Here is a 17,037-nt window from a genome sequence, read left to right on the forward strand (position 1 = left end):
GCAAGCCGCGGCGACGCCGTGACGGAGCGTCACTCGCTGCGCTTCAGCCGCGCCAGCGCCGCGAAAGGCGACTCGGGCGGCTCTTCCGGCGCCGGCTCGGCGAAGGCCACGCCGGGCTTGCGCGGATAGGGGTCGAGCGCGAGGGCGAGGAACTCCAGCGTCACCGCGCCGAGATCGATCACGCCATCGACGATCGGCTCGGGGGGGTCTTCCTCGTTGAGCCTGACCTCGATGTCGATCTCGCCGGCATCCTCGCCCGCCTTGCGCCGCGGCGCGTCCGGCTCTTCCGGCGCAAAATCGAGCTTCAACGGCGCGACCAGGGAAACCGGAAACGGCTCGAGCGTGACGACGCAGAGCTGGTGCAGCGCAGCCTTGATCTCGCCTTCGAGCTTGACCCGCTCGCCGCTGCGCGAAAGCGTGTAGCGGGCATCGAGCGACTCGACGGATGGCAGGTCCAGCATCCCGGCGATGCCCTCGCGCTCCGAAGCTTCCGCCTGCACGGAGATGACGGTGCCGCGCAGCTTGATCGCGTCGACCTTGACGGGCCGCTGCAGCGGCAGCGGCGATGCGGATTCAGGCGCCATGGTTCGCCTCCGTCTGGGTGAGGGCCGGGAACAGGGCGGCGCCGGACAGGATGGCGTCGAGATCGAACTCAGCAAGCTTGTCCTGCGCCCGGCGGGCGAAACCGGCGAGCAGGATGGCCCCTTCGCCGGACTGCGGATCCGGGCTGGCGTTGCGGCGCAGGGCCTCGACCAGTTCCTCCGGCTGCTGCGCCAGCAGCGCCGCCTCGTAGGCCTGCAGGCGGCCGTAGAACATCTGGCCGATCTTCTTCATGCGCTTGGGCACGGCGATGTCGCTGACGCCGCCATTGCGGAAGCCGAGCTCGAGATAGGCGAAGCAGGCATCGACGAGCTCCTGCGCCAGATCGGCTGCCGGCGCCGGCAGCTTGCGCAGGCGCCGCAGCACGAGGAAGACATGCAGCGTCAGTGATTCGAAGCGGCCTTCGAAACTGTCGGGCACCCCGCCTTGGAGATAGAGCGCAGGCTGGCGCGAGGCCTCCGCGATCTGCGCGAACAGCGCATCGACCGGAGCCCGCCTTTCCTGGCGCTTGCCGAAAAAACCGAACATTATCTAAGCATCTCCGGCCGGCGGTTCCGGGAACGTCCGTGCCTTGCCAAAGCCATCCTCGGGCGTTACGCCAACCTCCACCTGTTTGACAAGCGGCTTGGGGTTTGCCCCATTGCCGCAGTGCCACTGGATGCCCTCCCCATGATCTCCCTTTCCCGCCGCACCGCCCTCTTCGGCGCTCTCGCGACGTCGAGCCTCGCCCTTGCCGGCTGCGGCCCCACTGCCGGCGGCTTCAAGCTCTCCACGTCGAGCGGCCTCAACGAAGAGGTCCAGCGCGGCTTCATCGCCGACGATGCGCTGATCAGCCAGATCAAGGTCGGTATGGACGTGCAGCAGGTGCTGCAGATCCTCGGCACGCCCTCGACCACCTCGACCGTCGGCAACCGCACCTTCTATTACATCAGCCAGACGGTGCGCCGGCGCTTCCAGTTCCAGGAGCTGACCGTCGTCGACCAGAAGGTGCTGGTCATCTATTTCAACAAGGGCTTCAAGGTCGAGCGCATCGCCCATTACGGGCTGCAGGACGGCGTGATCTTCGACTTCATCAGCCGCACCACCGCAACCGGCGGCGAGGAGCAGAGCTTCGTGCGCAACCTCTTCCGCGGCGTAACGCGGTTCAACCCGCTCGGCAGCTGAGCGGAAGACCTTACGAGAAAAGCCCCGCTTGGCGGGGCTTTTCTGTTTGAGACGGGCGCGTGGCTACCGTATCCCCGATGCCGGGCAAGTCACCTCAGCGGCGGCGAAGGACCATCCCGGCGTGATGCAGGATGTCGTCCTTGAAATCGCCGTCCGCCGTGAAGCCGGTATCGTCCCAATACTCGATATGCGTGCCTTTGACCCGGTATCGGCCCTCATAGGCCCGCTCGCGCGTGCCGCGGGCTTCGACATAGCGGCCATTGGATAGGAGCTCATGTCGGATGTATCCGTCGGCCGTGACCCATAACCCAACATAGGGGTGGTCGGCTTTGGGTTGGTCGGCTTGCGCATCCGGCCGTGCCGGGGCCGCCAGGAGCACGGCCGTCGCCAGTGCCAGGAAGGCATGCTTCATGGTTCGAGTCCTTGCTTGAGGTCGGATTGCCGCCGGCACGAGGCCAGCAGGGCATCGAAGCGCACCGCGCCGAACGAGCGCGGCCGCATTCAGGGGCGGCGGGGCTCGTTGTTGTCGACGACCCGCTGATAGGCCGCGAGATCGAGAAAGGCTTCGGCCTCGACCACGGCCCCGTCGTTCATCCGGAAGATCCAGACGAACTGATTACTGTAGGGCGCTCCGGACGTCGTCGTGGCGGTGGCGTCGAAGCGGATGACGATCCGATCGCCGCCGGACCAGATATGATGGACGGTCGGAGTGAGCGGCGTGGCCAGGCGACTGACGAGAGGAACCGACGCGCGCTCGACGAAGTCCTTGAGGCCGCGATAGGTGCCCGCGACCGGACCGGAGCCGTGGATGGTCCAGACCAGATCGGGCGACAGCAGATCGGCGAAGACGTTTCCGCCCGAGCGCCACTTGTCGAAGGCCTCGCGGACGATCGTCTCGTTGCGCGTTTCAAGGGGCGTCCGGCCGTCGCTGGCACTGCCGTGGCCGGGCAGGAGCATTGCGCCCAGCAACATCAGGACGGGCAAGGTGGCCGTGCGGGTCGGGCGACGGCCTGAGGCGGTGATCGAGCTCATGTGACAATCCTCTCATTGAAGGGCGAGACGGTTCGGCTCGCATTCGTTGGGGTTCGGTCGAGGTGGAAGCGTTCGTCAGTGTTGCGATGCCGTGGGCCGGATGGTGATCTCGCTGGTGTCCACCTGTGGCGGGGCCTCGATCAGGTGCCGGACGGCCCGGGCGATATCCGCAGGCTGGATGGAGACGGATCGATAGTCCTCCATCACAGCCATCGTCGGCTCGTCGGTGATGGTGGAAGCCAGTTCGCTTTCGACCACGCCCGGATTGACGCAGGTGACGCGGATATGCGTGCTTTCCTGCCGCAGCCCGTCCGAGATCGCGCGGACCGCGAATTTGGTCGCGCAGTAGACGGCGGCAGTGGGCACGACCGACAGCGCGCCGATCGAGCCGATGTTGATGATCTGGCCCGAGCGCTGCTCGTTCATGATCGGCAACACGGCGCCGATGCCCCAGAGCACGCCCTTGATGTTGACGTCGACCATGTGCTCCCACTCGTCGAGCTTGCCGGCGGCAAGCGGCGAGAGCGGCATCACGCCCGCGTTGTTGACGAGTACGTCGATCCGCCCCCAGGCATCGACCGCAGCCTGCGCGAAGCCCGCCATCGCCTTCCTGTCGGTGACGTCGAGCCGGTATGTCAGCGCCGTCCCGCCGGCATTGCTGATCTCGGCGGCGATCGCCTCGATGCGGTCCGTCCGGCGCGCGCCGAGCAAGACCCTGGCGCCGGCCGCACCGAGCTCGCGGGCGATGCCCGCACCGATACCGCTGGAGGCGCCGGTGATGAGGATGACCTTGTCCATGCTGTTCTCCCTGTTGCAGGGCTCAATATGGACGCGGGTCATTGTCGCGGGTATCCAGCAATCACTGGACTGAATGGTAAGAGACACTAAACAATGAAGGTCGATCTCAACCTGCTGACGCTGTTCCTGGCGGTGGCCGAAGAGCGCAATTTCCGCGCGGCCGCCGATCGCCTGGATGTCACCCGTTCCGCCGTGAGCCAGGGGATCAGACGGCTCGAAGACAGCTTCGGCACGGCGCTGCTGCTGCGCACGACGCGCTCGGTGCGCCTGACCGAGGCCGGCGAGCGGCTGCGGCAGGCCCTTGCCCAGCCGCTATCGGATATCGGCACCGCGCTCGATCATGTCGGCGCAGAGCGCTCACCCCATGGCCTCCTCCGCATCGCGGTGACGTCGATCGCCGAGCGTTTTCTGTCGGGGCCGCTGATTGCCGCCTTCGCGGCGGCCTATCCTGAGGTGACGATCGACGTCACGGTCACCGACGAGGAGTTCGACATCGTCGCAGCCGGCTTCGATGCCGGAGTGCGCCTCGGAGAGGTGATCGAGCAGGACATGATCGCGATCCCGCTCACTGGCGATCAGCGGGAGGCGGTCGTGGCTGCCCCCTCCTATCTGGCCACGCATGGGGCGCCGCAGCATCCGCGCGACCTGATTCATCACCGCTGCATCAGCTGGCGGCGCGCTCCCAACGTCGCGCCGCATCGCTGGGAATTCGAGGAGAACGGGGTTCCGTTCGACGTCGCCGTCCAGGCTCGGATCACCACGAACGATCTTCGGCTGATGCTGCGAGCGGCGCTCTGCGGGGCCGGCATCACCTTCGCGACAGAGGAAACCTTCCGGCCGTATCTCGATAGCGGCGAACTGGTCTCGCTGTTGCCCGAGTTCCTGCCGCCCTTCGCCGGCTTCTATCTGTACTTTCCTCAGCGCCGCAACATGGCCCCGAAGATGCGCGCTCTGGTCGACCACATCCGCCAGTGGCGGTAGTGGCAGCCGGCCGGGCCCCGCAAAGCGAAAAACCCGCGGATGTGGCGGCGCCTCAAGACGCTCCGTCAGGCCGGCCCTGCCGGCGCAGCGGCAGGGTCATCGCCAGCACGCCGACAACGACCAGGACGAGCCCGGCCCAGGCCGTCGGAGCCAGCGCCTCGCCCAGGAATACCATGCCGATCAGCACCCCGGCCGGCACGCGCAGATAGGCGACCGATGTCGTCGCGACCGAACCCAACCTTGCGATCAGGCGGAAATAAATCACGAAGGCCAGCGCCGTGGACAGCGTCGAGAGCGCGATCAGCGCCTGTATCGATCCGACCGAGGGCGCGAGCGCCCAGGGCCGGTCCAGCGCGAGGCTGAGCGGCAGCAGGACGAGCGCACCACAGACGAGCGAGCCAGCGGCCGGCATGATCGGGTCGAGCCCTTTGAAGCTCCGGCCGAACAGGGCTGCGCCCGCATAGCAGATGCTCGCCGCGACCAGCGCGAGCTGCGCCGCCAGCAGCTCACCGACACCCGAGATCGCCTGCATGCCGACGATCAGGACGGTGCCGGCGAGGCCGGCGGCGACCCCCGCCAGTCGAAGGCGCGGGAGGCGCTCAGTGCTGGCGGACAGGCAGGTCAGCAGGACGACGAAGATCGGGCTGGTCGAGCTCAGGATGGTCGCAAGCCCGGCCTCGACGCTACGCTCGGCCCAGGCGATCAGCGTGAAGGGCACGACGCTGTTCAGGCAAGCCTGGACGAGGAAGAGCCGCCATGTGGCGAGATCGCGCGGCAGCCGCAGGCCGCGCCAACGGATCACGACGAGCAGGATCGCACCGGCAAGCAGCGTCCGAGCCGCGATCAGGGTCAGCGGCGGGATGGTTTCGACAGCGATCCGGATGAAGCTGTAGGAGCCGCCCCAGAGCAGGGCGAGCAGCAGCAGGAGGGCGAGTTCGGTCGCGCGGTTCGATGCCGCGACCGGCGGCGCGGCGACGTGAGTGGTCATGGGGTCGCTCCTTGTTCGGAGGGACCATGCCCGCCGACACGCCGGAGGGCTTGCTCGAACGCTACGGGCGATGCGGTAGCTTCGGCCCGCTCCAGCGAGCCCGGTCCGCACTGCACGGCCCGATTCAAGAACCAGCCGCAAATGGTTGCTACGCAAGCAAAACCCCGCGGATCGCTCCGCGGGGTCGGATCGGCGTCTGATGCCGATCAATGCGTCTCAGGAATGCGCCAGGATCGCCAGCAGCAGCAGCGCGATGATGTTGGTGATCTTGATCGCAGGGTTCACGGCGGGGCCCGCCGTGTCCTTGTAGGGGTCGCCGACGGTGTCGCCCGTCACCGAGGCCTTGTGCGCTTCCGAGCCCTTCATATGGCGCACGCCGTCCTTGTCGACGAAACCATCCTCGAAGCTCTTCTTGGCGTTGTCCCAGGCGCCACCGCCCGAGGTCATCGAGATCGCGACGAAGATGCCGGTGACGATCACGCCCATCAGCATCGCGCCGACGGCCGCAAAAGCCTGGTTCTTCCCGGCGATGGCGTTGATCGCGAAGAAGGTCACGATCGGCGCCAGCACGGGCAGGAGCGACGGCACGATCATTTCCTTGATCGCAGCCTTGGTCAGCAGGTCGACGGCGCGGGCGTAGTCGGGCCGGTCGGTGCCTGCCATGATGCCCGGCTTCTCGCGGAACTGCCGGCGCACCTCCTCGACCACGGAGCCCGCCGCACGGCCCACCGCCGTCATGGCCATGCCACCGAAGAGGAAAGGTATCAGGCCGCCGAGCAGCAGGCCGACGACGACGAAGGGGTTGGACAGCGAGAAATCAACCGTGACGCCCTTGAAGTACTGGAACGTGGTCGAGCCCGCCTTGTTGGCCTCGGCGATGAAGAAGTTCAAATCCGAGGTATAGGCCGCGAAGAGCACCAGCGCGCCGAGGCCGGCCGAGCCGATCGCATAGCCCTTGGTGATCGCCTTGGTGGTGTTGCCGACGGCGTCGAGCGCGTCCGTCGAATGGCGCACCTCCTTGGGCAGGCCCGCCATTTCGGCAATGCCGCCGGCATTGTCGGTGACCGGGCCGAAGGCATCGAGCGCCACGACCACGCCGGCCAGCGCCAGCATGGCGGTGGTGGCGATGGCGATGCCGAACAGGCCGGCGAAGCCGTAGGAGACGATGATGCCGGCGATGATGACGATGGTCGGCAACGCGGTCGATTCCAAGGATACCGCGAGGCCCTGGATGACGTTGGTGCCGTGCCCGGTGACAGAGGCCTGGGCGATCGAGACCACCGGGCGCTTGCCGGTGCCGGTATAGTATTCGGTGATGACGACGATCAGCAGCGTGACCGCGAGGCCGACCAGCGCGCAGGCGAAGAGCCCGCCCGAGGTGAAGGTCACCCCCTGCCCCGTGGTGAAGGAGGCCGAGAAGCCGCCGAACATCAGGTGGTTCACCGCCGCGATCGCGCCGACGGAGAGCACGCCGGCGGCGATGAAGCCCTTGTAGAGCGCCCCCATGATCGACTGGTTGGCACCGAGCTTCACGAAGAAGGTGCCGATGATCGAGGTGACGATGCAGGCCGCGCCGATCGCCATCGGATAGAGCATCATCGTGCCGAGCGCGGGCTGCCCGGCGAAGAAGATCGCCGCCAGCACCATGGTCGCGACCAGCGTCACCGCATAGGTCTCGAACAGGTCGGCCGCCATGCCGGCGCAGTCGCCGACATTGTCGCCGACATTGTCGGCGATGGTCGCCGGATTGCGCGGGTCGTCCTCGGGGATTCCGGCCTCGACCTTGCCGACGAGGTCGGCGCCGACATCGGCGCCCTTGGTGAAGATGCCGCCGCCGAGACGGGCGAAGATCGAGATCAGCGAGGCGCCAAAGCCGAGCGCGACCAGCGAATCGATGACGACGCGGTCGGACGGGCTGAAGCCGAGCATCGAGGTCAGGATGCCGTAGTAGACGGCGACGCCGAGCAGAGCGAGGCCGGCGACCAGCATGCCGGTGACCGCGCCGGCTTTGAAGGCCACGTCGAGGCCGTCACCGAGCGACTGCATCGCGGCCTGCGCCGTGCGGACATTGGCGCGCACCGAGACGTTCATGCCGATGAAGCCTGCCATGCCCGAGAGCACGGCGCCGATCAGGAAGCCGATCGCGACCCAGCTGCCGAGCAGCCAGAAGAGCGCGACGAAAAGCGCGACGCCGACCATCGAGATGGTGACGTATTGCCGCTTGAGATAGGCCTGCGCGCCCTCCGCGACGGCTGCAGAGATTTCCTGCATGCGCTGGTTGCCGGCGTCGCGCTTCATGACGTCGGCATAAGCCCAGACGCCATAGGCGATGGATAATGCGCTTAAGACGATAATGATAAGCAGAGCTGACATTCGATTTCCTGACCTTGAGCTTCCGACCGATCGGGAGCGCTGTCGCTCCTCATTTGCCGTTTTGGACGTCAGGCACAGGAAAAGCGGGCCAAGAGACTCAAGGCCCGCTTCGCGTCGCCAGTGTCAGGCGAATTTGTGGCAAGTTTCGCGAGGAAGCGCAAACGAGACGTTACGCAGCTGACGCAAGGTCGGGGCGCCTTCCGGTGCAGGTCGCCGCCCCTACAACGCCACGTCGCGGTTGACGTTCTTGTAGAGCAGGTAGCAGGCGTCGTCGAAGCCGGTGGGATAGAACTGCTGCGGGCAGTAGCCGCCCATCCAGATGAAGTCCTGCGCCCAGATCTCGTGCCAGTCCCGGCCGAGGAAATAGAGCCCCTGCCCTTCGAGCATGTAGAGCCCGTGCTCCATCACATGGGTCTCGACATCGGGGAAGCTGGCGCCGGGCTTGAACCACATCAGGTTCATCTCGAAATCGAAGCGCAGGTCGCCGTAGGGCAGCAGGAACTGGAAGCCGCGCCCCTCCATCCCGGTGTGGTTGGTCACCGGCACCTTGTCCTGATGCGAGAGGATCGGCTCGGGCACGCTGAAGCCCGGTGCGGGCTCGTAGCGCTTGCGCAGGGCGAGCACACGCACCTTGTCGGGGCTGTCGTTGCGCAGCGTGAAGGAGGTCCCCGGCGGGATGTAGGCGAAGCTGCCCTTCGCGAAGGCCGTGGTAGGCTGACCGTCGAGCGCGAAGGCCGCCTCGCCGGAGAGGGCGTAGTAAAAATGCTGGATGCCCTCCTCGGCGAAGGGCGCGCGCGTGCCGCCGCCGGGCTCGATCTCCAGCACGTATTGCGCGAAGCGCGCACCGAGCACCGGCGCGGCGAGGATGCGCACGATCGTTTTCTCGAAATGCGGCAGGCGGCTGACGAGGACGCCTTCCGGCGGCATGAAGGCATAGTTGCGCGCCACGACGCCACGGTTGTGGCCGATCGCACCGACGGCGGGGCGGCCTGGCACCTGGGGAAGCTGATGGGGGCGCATTGCGGGTCTCCGTCGTCTTGGCTCGAAAGTCTTGGCTCGAATCGGCCAGCGCTCAGGCTGCCACGGCGCGCCGGCCAAGTCCCTGCCAGGCGACCAGCGCCATGGCCACCACGACCGGCGGGAAGACGAGCCAGTTGACGCTGTCCCAGCCGCCGGCATGGAGCAGGCCGCCCGAGGAGAAAGAGGCGATGGCAACCGAGCCGAAGACGAGGAAATCGTTGGCGGCCTGGACCTTCACGCGCTCCTCCGGCCGGTAGCAGTCGGTGACGAGGGCGGTCGCGCCGATGAAGCCGAAGTTCCAGCCAATGCCGAGCAGGATCAGCGCGACCCAGAAATGCGTGACGCTCAGCCCTGAAAGCCCGACGATCGCGGCAATTGCCGTCAGCAGCAGGCCGGCGATGGTGACCTGGGCCTTGCCGAAGCGAGCGATGAGGCGGCCGGTGTAGAAGCTCGGCGCGAACATGGCGAGCACATGCCATTGGATGCCGAGCGCCGCGTCGCCCACCGAATGGCCGCAGCCGATCATGGCGAGCGGGGCTGCGGTCATCAGGAAGCTCATCAGCCCGTAGGTAACGAGCCCGGCCGTGACAGAAGCGATGAAGCGCGGCTGGCGCATGATCTCGGACAAAGGCCGCCCGCCCGATTGCGGCACCGGCGCGACCGGCGGGGCCCGCAGCTGCAGGATCACCAGCATCGCGATCAGCGCGAAGCAGCCCTGGGCGAGGAAGCTCGCGGCGAAGGGTGCGTCCGGCGTGAGGTCGCGCGTCCAGTACACCGCCTGCGGGCCGATGACGCCCGCCGCGATGCCGCCCATCATCACCCAGGCGATGGCGCGGGGCCGGAAGCTGTCGGTCGCGGTGTCGGCGGCGGCGAAGCGATAGCTCTGCACGAAGGCGCCATAGAGCCCGCACATGAAGGTGCCGAGGCAGAACAGCCAGAACAGCCGCGCACTCGTGCCGGCAGCGGCGATGCTGGCCGCGGCCGCGCCGATCAGCGCGCCGAGCAGATAGGCGTTGCGGCGCCCGAGCCGCCGCATCAGCATGGCCGCGGGGATGACGCCGAAGGCAATCCCGAGCTGCATCAGGCTGACGGGGACCGTCGCGAACGCCTTGTCCGCGACCAACTGCGCCCCGACGATGCCGCCCAGCGAGATGACGATCGGCGGGCTCGAGCCGCCCAGCGCCTGGGCGCAGGCGAGGACGACTGAATTGCGCTTGGCGAGAGTATCGCCATCCGCGACCGGAACATGCTGGTTCATGCGTCTGCCGCCCTTAACGGGACGGCGCTTCGACGGCCGCCCTCAAAAGTGAGCGAAGGAGCCCTGCGCGAAGCTGCGCGCCCTGCCCTGTTCGCGATACCGTGCCACGCTGGCCTCAGGCGTCACGCGACCGATCGGGGTCAGCGCGATTCCGGCGGCCTGCGCCGCTGCGGCCAGAGCAGGATATTCTCCCTCGGAGGCCGCGCAGAGAATTTCGTAATCGTCCCCTCCGGTCCAGGCCAGTTCCGCCAATGCGGGATCGGCCATGATCGCAGCGCGCGCCGCCGGCGACAGCGGCACCGCGTCCAGATCGATCTCCGCCCCGGCACCTGAGGCTTTCAACAGCTTGGCGAGGTCGCCGACGAGCCCGTCCGACACGTCCATCGCGGCCGAAGCGTGATTTTGCAGCGCATCAGCAAGGGCGAGACGCGGCTGTGGATGGAGATAGCGGTCCGCCAGGAAGGCGCGCTCCGGCTCGCCCAGCCGCGACACCCAGGCGGGTGCGGCCGAGCCATGCACCTTCAGGCCAAGCGCGCCGTCGCCGATCGTGCCGGAGACGAGCACGAGATCGCCGGGCTTCGCGCCCGAGCGCAGCACCATGCGGCCGGCTGGCACGCTGCCGAAGGCGGTGATCGAGAGCGTCAGCGGGCCGGAGGTCGAAACCGTGTCGCCGCCGATCAGCGGGCAGTGGTGCTCGCCGGCGACGGCGGCGAGGCCCGCGGCAAAGGCCTGGAGCCAATCCTCGGTCCAGTTCCTGGGCAGGGCGAGCGAGAGCACGAAGCCGTCCGGCCGGGCGCCCTTGGCCGCAAGGTCGGAGAGGTTTACGGCGAGCGCCTTGCGCGCAATCGAGGCCGGCAGGTCGTCCGGAAAGAAATGGCCGCCGGCTACGAGCGCGTCGGCGGTGACGACGAGCTCATAGCCGCGCGCCGGCCTGAGCAGCCCGGCATCGTCAAGCAGGCCGAGCGCGCCGCTGCCGGCGATCGGCGCGAAATGGCGGGCGATCAGCTCGAATTCGCCGGGGCGTTCCTTACCTTGCGCGGTCATCTTCGCCCTCCTTCGTCATTGCGAGCGCAGCGAAGCAATCCAGGAGACGTAGAGCTCTGCCGCCCCTGGATTGCTTCGCTGCTCTCGCAATGACGCGCAATCACGCCGCCGGGGCGTCGAACTCGTCCGAGCGGAAGTCGCGGGCGAGCTTGTCGAGCACGGCGTTGACCATGCCGATCTCCTCGCCCTCGTAGAAAGCGCGTGCCACGGCGACATATTCCGAGATCACGGCACGGGCCGGCACGTCCTTGCGGAAGGCGAGCTCATAGGCGCCGGCGCGGAAGATGGCGCGAACTACCGCCTCGATCCGCTTCAGCGGCCAGCCCTCGGCCAGAAGCTGGTCGACCGAGCGGTCGACCAGGCGCTGTTCGCGCACGACGCCGCCAAGCAGGTCGCGGAAGAAGGTGATCTCGGCCTTGGGCAGCTCGATGTCCTCGACCTCCCGGCCGATCCAGAACGCTTCGAACTCGGCCATGGCCTCGACCACGCCGCGCCCGCCGATCTCCATCTCGTAGAGCGCCTGCACGACGGAGAGCCGTGCGCCCCGCCGCATTTCGGCCCGGCTCATTTCGATTGCTCCCCGAGGGAACGCTTGTAGCGCAGCACGGCGAGCGCTGCTTCCGCGGCGCCGCCGCCCTTGTCCATCTCCGACCGGTTGGCGCGAGCCCAGGCCTGCGCCTCGCTCTCGACGGTGAGGATGCCGTTGCCGAGCGGCAGCGCGAAGGCGACGGACAGGTCCATCAGCGCACGCGAACTCTCCCCGGCAACGATGTCGTAATGGCCGGTCTCGCCGCGGATGACGGTGCCGAGCGCGATCACTGCCTCATAGGGATCGACCGCCTCGTCGGCGGCGCGCATGCCGATGACGATGGCCGAGGGGATCTCCAGCGCGCCGGGCACGGTGACGACGTCGACGCGGCATTCCGCCTTGTCGAGCACGGCGAGCGCGCCTTCCAGCAGCTCGTCGGCGAGCTTGTCGTAGAAGCGCGCCTCGACGACGAGCACGCGCGCGCCGTCCAGCGGGACGGCAGGAGTTGCGGCCTGATCGGCCGAGGTCTGCCGGGGTCCGGCCATGGTTCTTGTCCTCTCGAATGCAGGGTGTGCCGGGCCCGCAGACCCGAAACACCAACAGCCCTCATCCTGCGGAGCCATTTCGTCAGAAATGGCGTCTCCAAGGAGGGTCCAGTTCGCTCTGGAGCATCCTTCGACACGCCGCGTTCCGCGGCTCCTCAGGATAGGGCTGAGTTGAGACCGGCTCTTAGCCCTGCCCGCGCGCCTCCGCAAGCCGCGCGGCATAGCGCGCCATCAGATCGACCTCGACATGGACCGGATCGCCCTCGCCCCGCGCCCCCCAGGTGGTGACGCTGAAGGAATGCGGGATCAGCAGCACAGTGAAGACGTCGTCCTCCACGGTGTTGACGGTCAGCGAGGTGCCGTCGAGGCAGATCGAGCCCTTGGCGGCGATGAAGCGTGGCAGGCCTTGCGGCGCGCGGATGTGGAAGCGGGCCGTGGCGCCCCAGGGCTCGTCCGGATCGGGCGCGATCGGCTCGATCTTGAGGATGCGGCCGACGCCGTCGACATGGCCCGTGACCAAATGGCCGCCGAGCTCGTCGCCGACCTTGAGCGAGCGCTCGAGATTGATCGCGGTGCCCGGCTCCCAATCGCCGACCATCGTCTTGGACAGGGTCTCGGCCGCGGCCTCGACCTGGAAGATGCAGCCCGGCTCGCCATCCGCGCGGGGCTTCAGCGCCGTCACCGTCAGGCAGACGCCGGCGCAGGCGATCGAGGCGCCGATCTCGATGCCGGCGGCGTCATAGGGGCAGGCGATGGCGAGCCGCTTCAGGCTCGGCCCCTTGCGCTCGGCTTCGACGACCGTGCCGATGGCGGTGACGATTCCGGTGAACATCAGCCTGTCTTCCTCACGAAATAATCGAAACGGTCGTGGCCGATCAGGCCGGTCTCCGCAAGCCGATACAGATCGGGATCGGCCAGCAGCGCCGCAAGTGGCGGGCGCAGGGCGACTATACCGGGCTCGCCGAGCGACTTCGGCGAGGTCGAGACGATGACCTCGTCGAGCAACCCGGCGAGGCCGAGCTTCTCGGCGACGCCCGGCCCGCCCTCAGAGAAAACGCGGGTGATGCCGCGGGTCCCCAGCAGCCGCAGCGCCTCGCCCAGATCGAGATGGCCATCGCCATCGGCGGACACGCGCATCACCTCGACGCCTGCCGCGACCAGCGCCAGCTCGCGCTCGACCGACGCCCCCTCGACCGCGATCACCCAGACCGGCACTTCGGCCGCAGTCTTTACCAGCTGCGAGCCGAGCGGCAGGCGCAGCTGCGAATCCAGCACGACGCGTATCGGCGAGCGACCCGCCATGCCGGGCAGGCGCACGGTCAGCATCGGGTCGTCCGAGAGCACGCTGCCGATGCCGAGCATGATGGCGTCGTGATGGGCGCGCTGGAGATGGACCCAGCGTCCAGCCTCCGGGCAGGAGACATTGATGCGCGTCCCGCCGGGCCCGCCGGCATAGCCGTCGGCAGTACGCGCGATCTTGAAGGTCACCATCGGCCGCCCCTGCGTGACGTTCAGGACATAGCCGCAATGGGCGCGCTGCGCCTGGTCCTCGAGTACGCCGGTCGCGACCTCGAGCCCGGCCGTCCGCAGCAGCGCGAAGCCGAGGCCGCGGAAGCGCGGGTTCGGATCGGCCATCGCCGCGACCACGCGCCGGACGCCCGAGAGAATGGTGCGCTCGACGCAGGGCATCGCGGCGCGGATCGTCCGGTGCGAGCAGGGTTCGAGCGTGACGTAGAGCGTGCCGCCGGCCGCGGCGTTCGGCCCGGCCTTGTCGAAGGCGTTGGCCTCGCCATGCGGCCGCCCGCCGGGCTGGGTGTGCCCGCGCGACACGATCACGGGCCCGTCCGGGCTGTCCTGCGTCACCACGGCGCCGACGCATGGGTTCGGCCAGGTCGTGCCCTGCCCGCGCGCCCCGAAATCGAGCGCCTGCTGCATGAAGGCCAGGTCGATCGCGGCCTGGCGTCGGTCGGGCTCAGTCATCGTTGCGGGGCGGCGCCGCCGGCGCCCTGGCTTCGGGATCGGCTTCGTCGGAGCCGAGCTGGCCGAGCAGATCCTCGAAGTCCTTGGCCTCGCGGAAATTCCGGTAGACCGAGGCGAAGCGGACATAGGCGACGTCGTCGAGCGACTTCAGCCCCTCCATGACGAGCTCGCCGATGGCGGAGCTCGCGACCTCGGCCTCACCCGAACTTTCGAGCTGGCGCACGATGCCGTTGACCAGCCGCTCGATGCGCTCGGGGACGACGGAGCGCTTGCGCAGCGCATGCTCGATCGAGGTCTGCAGCTTGTCGCGGTCGAAGGGCGCGCGCCGGCCCGAGCGCTTCACCACCGTCAGATCGCGCAGCTGGACGCGCTCGAAAGTGGTGAAGCGGCCGCCGCAATCCGGGCAGACCCGCCGCCGGCGGATCGAGGCATGGTCGTCGGTGGGACGGGAGTCCTTCACCTGCGTATCGAGGGAGCCGCAATAGGGACAGCGCATGGCGGGCTTTCAGCGTTCGACGGCGGGGGCCGCAGCTTCCTCGCTGAGGGCGGCGGCAAGGTTGGCGCTCGACCAGGACGGCCAGCCGGTGCCGGCGAAGTCGCGATCATGCGACCAGATGTCGGCATCGTAGGTCCAGGCGAGCGCGAGAACGTGAGCATCCTTTTCGCTGCCGTTTCGGGAGGCAGGCGCCAAACGAAGCGAGCGCTGAGCTGCCTCGATCTTCGGTACATATACGTGACGTTCGACCACCTCGATCGCCTGAAAGGATCGGATCAGGCGCACCGCGGCTCTTTCCTCGCCCGGCAAGACTCGATCGACAACGGCAGCGGCCTCGATCACCATATCGCGCGAGCAAATCAGGCTGCGGCTCATCGCGACGTCGGAAAGGCGGAAGGCATCGCTCCGGCCGAATACCGCCCCAAGCACGATGTTCGTATCGACGATCAGAATCGGCGTCGGAGACCGAGGACTCAAGCGTCCCCACCCGCGAAATATCGGTCGATCTTCGCCCGCATTTCCGGCGACAACGAATCGTAGTCGCGACGGGCCTCGTCTTCGATCTCTGTCAGCGCCGCAACATCCGGCCTCCTGACCGGAACGAGCAGGCCGATCGTCGCCGAACCGCTCTTGATCGGAACGGGATGCGGGAGGGCCTGGATGGCCCCCGCCGACAGCTTCTGAAGCTCACGCATGGTTACGCTCTGCCGGCTCATAGAAACCTCCTGCCGACATGTATGTAATCCCGTAGGGCGCTCTTCGCAAGCTCGTCGGATCGCACCCTCAATAGATCGGGAAGCGCGCCGTCAGCTCTTGCGCCTTGGCCTTCACCGCCTGCTCGACGGCAGCGTTGCCCTCTTCGCCATTGGCAGCGAGACCGTCCAGCACCTCGGCGATCAGCTCGCCGACCTTCTGGAACTCGGCGATGCCGAAGCCGCGCGAGGTCGCCGCCGGCGTGCCGAGGCGGATGCCGGAGGTGACCATCGGCTTCTCGGGATCGAAGGGGATGCCGTTCTTGTTGCAGGTGATGTGGGCGCGGCCGAGGGCTGCTTCCGCGGCCTTGCCGGTGATCTTCTTCGAGCGCAGGTCGACCAGCATCAGGTGGTTGTCGGTGCCGCCGGTGACGAGGTCGAAGCCCTTCGACTTCAGCGTCTCGGCCAGGGCCTTGGCGTTGGCGACGACGGCATGGGCATAGGCCTTGAACTCGGGCTGCAGCGCCTCCTGGAAGGACACCGCCTTGGCCGCGATGACATGCATCAGCGGGCCGCCCTGGATGCCCGGGAAGATCGCCGAGTTGATCTTCTTGGCCAGCGCCTCGTCATTGGTCAGGATCATGCCGCCGCGCGGGCCGCGCAGGGTCTTGTGCGTGGTCGTGCTGGCGACATGGGCGTGCGGGAACGGCGAGGGATGCGAGCCGCCCGCGACCAGGCCGGCGAAATGGGCCATGTCGACGAAGAGATAGGCGCCGACCTCGTCGGCGATCGCGCGGAAGCGGGCGAAATCCCAGTGGCGGGCATAGGCCGAGCCGCCGGCGACGATGACTTTGGGCTTATGCTCGCGCGCAAGGCGCTCGAGCGCGTCGTAGTCGATGACCTGGTCGACGACGCAGACGCCGTAGGAGACGACGTTGAACCACTTGCCGGACTGGTTGACCGGCGCGCCATGGGTCAGGTGCCCGCCGGCGGCGAGGTCGAGGCCCATGAAGGTGTCGCCGGGCTGCATCAGCGCCATGAACACGGCCTGGTTGGCCTGGCTGCCGGAGTTCGGCTGGACATTGGCGAAGCTGCAGCCGAACAGGCGGGTGGCGCGCTCGATGGCGAGCTTCTCGGCGATGTCGACGAACTGGCAGCCGCCATAGTAGCGCCGGCCCGGATAGCCTTCGGCATATTTGTTGGTCATCACCGAGCCCTGAGCTTCCAGCACGGCGCGGGAGACGATGTTCTCGGAGGCGATCAGCTCGATCTCGTCGCGCTGGCGACCCAGCTCGAGCTCGATGGCGCGGGCGATCTCCGGATCGGAATCGGCCAGCGAGGCACCGAAGAAGGAGTTCGAGAGGTGCTTGTCCAGCGCGGCTTCGGTCATGTCCGGCTCCTGAAGTTCAAAGGCCGGTCGGCGCCCGGCTCGGTCGCGGCGTCCCTATCACGCGGCCGGGGAGCAGTCCAAGCGATAGATGGCGGATCGTCGCGCGGCAAAAGGTTGCCGCGATTTCCGCTCAGGGCCGCATAGCGC

At 67.7% G+C, this 17,037-nt stretch carries 20 protein-coding genes; 2 read left to right on the forward strand and 18 right to left on the reverse strand.

Going from position 1 to position 17,037, the window contains the following annotated elements:
• Positions 1 to 29: 29 nt before the first annotated feature.
• Positions 30 to 584, reverse strand: coding sequence for a DUF177 domain-containing protein (locus ASE63_RS03750; RefSeq protein WP_056796796.1), 555 nt, complete (start codon positions 582 to 584; stop codon positions 30 to 32).
• Entirely contained in the window at positions 574 to 1,128 is a 555-nt protein-coding gene (locus ASE63_RS03755; protein WP_056796798.1) for a ubiquinol-cytochrome C chaperone family protein, read from the reverse strand. Before ASE63_RS03755 ends, ASE63_RS03750 begins: the two co-directional genes overlap by 11 nt.
• Positions 1,129 to 1,269: 141 nt before the next feature.
• On the opposite strand from ASE63_RS03755, the gene ASE63_RS03760 reads away from it, so the two are divergent.
• Entirely contained in the window at positions 1,270 to 1,764 is a 495-nt protein-coding gene (locus ASE63_RS03760) for an outer membrane protein assembly factor BamE (RefSeq protein WP_082609637.1), read from the forward strand.
• A gap of 94 nt (positions 1,765 to 1,858) precedes the next feature.
• Here ASE63_RS03760 and ASE63_RS03765 read toward each other — a convergent pair whose 3' ends face one another.
• From ASE63_RS03765 to ASE63_RS03775, 3 genes are all read right to left on the reverse strand, one after another.
• Positions 1,859 to 2,176 carry an Atu4866 domain-containing protein gene (locus ASE63_RS03765; RefSeq protein WP_056796802.1) on the reverse strand — a complete coding sequence of 106 codons (318 nt, stop codon included), beginning with the start codon at positions 2,174 to 2,176 and terminating at the stop codon, positions 1,859 to 1,861.
• Positions 2,177 to 2,265: 89 nt separating this feature from the next.
• On the reverse strand, positions 2,266 to 2,736 hold the full coding sequence (locus tag ASE63_RS03770) for a nuclear transport factor 2 family protein (protein WP_056797102.1): 471 nt from the start codon (positions 2,734 to 2,736) through the stop codon (positions 2,266 to 2,268).
• 135 nt (positions 2,737 to 2,871) lie between these two features.
• The gene (locus ASE63_RS03775; RefSeq protein WP_056796808.1) at positions 2,872 to 3,594 is read right to left on the reverse strand and encodes an SDR family oxidoreductase; all 723 of its coding nucleotides are present in this window, start codon (positions 3,592 to 3,594) and stop codon (positions 2,872 to 2,874) included.
• A 93-nt stretch (positions 3,595 to 3,687) separates the two neighbouring features.
• Between ASE63_RS03775 and ASE63_RS03780 the strand changes: the two genes are divergently transcribed.
• Positions 3,688 to 4,575 (forward strand): LysR family transcriptional regulator, encoded by an 888-nt coding sequence (locus ASE63_RS03780; RefSeq protein ID WP_056796811.1) that lies wholly within the window; start codon positions 3,688 to 3,690, stop codon positions 4,573 to 4,575.
• Between the two features lie 52 nt (positions 4,576 to 4,627).
• Here the strand turns inward: ASE63_RS03780 and ASE63_RS03785 are convergent, their stop codons facing one another.
• The 13 genes from ASE63_RS03785 to glyA form a co-directional block, all read right to left on the reverse strand.
• Entirely contained in the window at positions 4,628 to 5,563 is a 936-nt protein-coding gene (locus ASE63_RS03785) for an EamA family transporter (RefSeq protein WP_056796813.1), read from the reverse strand.
• Positions 5,564 to 5,779: 216 nt separating this feature from the next.
• A complete protein-coding gene (locus ASE63_RS03790; protein ID WP_056796816.1) occupies positions 5,780 to 7,936 on the reverse strand; it encodes a sodium-translocating pyrophosphatase in 2,157 nt (718 codons plus the stop codon).
• Positions 7,937 to 8,155: 219 nt separating this feature from the next.
• Positions 8,156 to 8,956 (reverse strand): (S)-ureidoglycine aminohydrolase, encoded by an 801-nt coding sequence (allE, locus tag ASE63_RS03795; RefSeq protein ID WP_056796819.1) that lies wholly within the window; start codon positions 8,954 to 8,956, stop codon positions 8,156 to 8,158.
• Positions 8,957 to 9,008: 52 nt separating this feature from the next.
• Positions 9,009 to 10,214 (reverse strand): MFS transporter, encoded by a 1,206-nt coding sequence (locus tag ASE63_RS03800; RefSeq protein WP_056796822.1) that lies wholly within the window; start codon positions 10,212 to 10,214, stop codon positions 9,009 to 9,011.
• Between the two features lie 42 nt (positions 10,215 to 10,256).
• A complete protein-coding gene (gene thiL, locus ASE63_RS03805; protein ID WP_056796826.1) occupies positions 10,257 to 11,258 on the reverse strand; it encodes a thiamine-phosphate kinase in 1,002 nt (333 codons plus the stop codon).
• A gap of 100 nt (positions 11,259 to 11,358) precedes the next feature.
• Positions 11,359 to 11,826, reverse strand: coding sequence for a transcription antitermination factor NusB (gene nusB, locus ASE63_RS03810; RefSeq protein WP_056796828.1), 468 nt, complete (start codon positions 11,824 to 11,826; stop codon positions 11,359 to 11,361).
• Positions 11,823 to 12,332, reverse strand: coding sequence for a 6,7-dimethyl-8-ribityllumazine synthase (gene ribH, locus ASE63_RS03815; RefSeq protein ID WP_056796831.1), 510 nt, complete (start codon positions 12,330 to 12,332; stop codon positions 11,823 to 11,825). The genes nusB and ribH overlap by 4 nt, the downstream gene beginning before the upstream one ends.
• Positions 12,333 to 12,516: 184 nt before the next feature.
• The gene (locus ASE63_RS03820; protein WP_056796836.1) at positions 12,517 to 13,164 is read right to left on the reverse strand and encodes a riboflavin synthase; all 648 of its coding nucleotides are present in this window, start codon (positions 13,162 to 13,164) and stop codon (positions 12,517 to 12,519) included.
• A complete protein-coding gene (gene ribD / locus ASE63_RS03825; protein ID WP_056796839.1) occupies positions 13,164 to 14,312 on the reverse strand; it encodes a bifunctional diaminohydroxyphosphoribosylaminopyrimidine deaminase/5-amino-6-(5-phosphoribosylamino)uracil reductase RibD in 1,149 nt (382 codons plus the stop codon). The genes ASE63_RS03820 and ribD overlap by 1 nt, the downstream gene beginning before the upstream one ends.
• Positions 14,305 to 14,808, reverse strand: coding sequence for a transcriptional regulator NrdR (gene nrdR, locus ASE63_RS03830; protein WP_056796843.1), 504 nt, complete (start codon positions 14,806 to 14,808; stop codon positions 14,305 to 14,307). Before nrdR ends, ribD begins: the two co-directional genes overlap by 8 nt.
• Before the next feature lie 9 nt (positions 14,809 to 14,817).
• Positions 14,818 to 15,285, reverse strand: a complete 468-nt coding sequence (locus ASE63_RS03835) for a PIN domain-containing protein (protein ID WP_056796845.1) — start codon at positions 15,283 to 15,285, stop codon at positions 14,818 to 14,820.
• Positions 15,282 to 15,503 carry a hypothetical protein gene (locus ASE63_RS03840; RefSeq protein ID WP_056796849.1) on the reverse strand — a complete coding sequence of 74 codons (222 nt, stop codon included), beginning with the start codon at positions 15,501 to 15,503 and terminating at the stop codon, positions 15,282 to 15,284. The genes ASE63_RS03835 and ASE63_RS03840 overlap by 4 nt, the downstream gene beginning before the upstream one ends.
• Positions 15,504 to 15,591: 88 nt before the next feature.
• Positions 15,592 to 16,890, reverse strand: coding sequence for a serine hydroxymethyltransferase (gene glyA, locus ASE63_RS03845; protein WP_056796852.1), 1,299 nt, complete (start codon positions 16,888 to 16,890; stop codon positions 15,592 to 15,594).
• Positions 16,891 to 17,037 lie beyond the last annotated feature (147 nt).

Origin of the sequence: Allobosea sp. Root381 (assembly GCF_001429395.1) — a bacterium.
Taxonomy (GTDB): Bacteria; Pseudomonadota; Alphaproteobacteria; order Rhizobiales; family Beijerinckiaceae; genus Allobosea.

What these genes read in the sequence shown, in the direction of transcription:
- glyA (WP_056796852.1), bottom strand. Translation starts at nt 16,890, where the DNA reads ATGACCGAAGCCGCGCTGGACAAGCACCTCTCGAACTCCTTCTTCGGT.
- ASE63_RS03760 (WP_082609637.1), top strand. Translation starts at nt 1,270, where the DNA reads ATGATCTCCCTTTCCCGCCGCACCGCCCTCTTCGGCGCTCTCGCGACG.
- ASE63_RS03820 (WP_056796836.1), bottom strand. Translation starts at nt 13,164, where the DNA reads ATGTTCACCGGAATCGTCACCGCCATCGGCACGGTCGTCGAAGCCGAG.
- ASE63_RS03750 (WP_056796796.1), bottom strand. Translation starts at nt 584, where the DNA reads ATGGCGCCTGAATCCGCATCGCCGCTGCCGCTGCAGCGGCCCGTCAAG.
- ASE63_RS03765 (WP_056796802.1), bottom strand. Translation starts at nt 2,176, where the DNA reads ATGAAGCATGCCTTCCTGGCACTGGCGACGGCCGTGCTCCTGGCGGCC.
- ASE63_RS03840 (WP_056796849.1), bottom strand. Translation starts at nt 15,503, where the DNA reads ATGCGTGAGCTTCAGAAGCTGTCGGCGGGGGCCATCCAGGCCCTCCCG.
- allE (WP_056796819.1), bottom strand. Translation starts at nt 8,956, where the DNA reads ATGCGCCCCCATCAGCTTCCCCAGGTGCCAGGCCGCCCCGCCGTCGGT.
- ASE63_RS03775 (WP_056796808.1), bottom strand. Translation starts at nt 3,594, where the DNA reads ATGGACAAGGTCATCCTCATCACCGGCGCCTCCAGCGGTATCGGTGCG.
- ribH (WP_056796831.1), bottom strand. Translation starts at nt 12,332, where the DNA reads ATGGCCGGACCCCGGCAGACCTCGGCCGATCAGGCCGCAACTCCTGCC.
- ASE63_RS03770 (WP_056797102.1), bottom strand. Translation starts at nt 2,736, where the DNA reads ATGTTGCTGGGCGCAATGCTCCTGCCCGGCCACGGCAGTGCCAGCGAC.
- nusB (WP_056796828.1), bottom strand. Translation starts at nt 11,826, where the DNA reads ATGAGCCGGGCCGAAATGCGGCGGGGCGCACGGCTCTCCGTCGTGCAG.
- ASE63_RS03785 (WP_056796813.1), bottom strand. Translation starts at nt 5,563, where the DNA reads ATGACCACTCACGTCGCCGCGCCGCCGGTCGCGGCATCGAACCGCGCG.
- ribD (WP_056796839.1), bottom strand. Translation starts at nt 14,312, where the DNA reads ATGACTGAGCCCGACCGACGCCAGGCCGCGATCGACCTGGCCTTCATG.
- nrdR (WP_056796843.1), bottom strand. Translation starts at nt 14,808, where the DNA reads ATGCGCTGTCCCTATTGCGGCTCCCTCGATACGCAGGTGAAGGACTCC.
- ASE63_RS03790 (WP_056796816.1), bottom strand. Translation starts at nt 7,936, where the DNA reads ATGTCAGCTCTGCTTATCATTATCGTCTTAAGCGCATTATCCATCGCC.
- ASE63_RS03780 (WP_056796811.1), top strand. Translation starts at nt 3,688, where the DNA reads ATGAAGGTCGATCTCAACCTGCTGACGCTGTTCCTGGCGGTGGCCGAA.
- ASE63_RS03755 (WP_056796798.1), bottom strand. Translation starts at nt 1,128, where the DNA reads ATGTTCGGTTTTTTCGGCAAGCGCCAGGAAAGGCGGGCTCCGGTCGAT.
- ASE63_RS03800 (WP_056796822.1), bottom strand. Translation starts at nt 10,214, where the DNA reads ATGAACCAGCATGTTCCGGTCGCGGATGGCGATACTCTCGCCAAGCGC.
- thiL (WP_056796826.1), bottom strand. Translation starts at nt 11,258, where the DNA reads ATGACCGCGCAAGGTAAGGAACGCCCCGGCGAATTCGAGCTGATCGCC.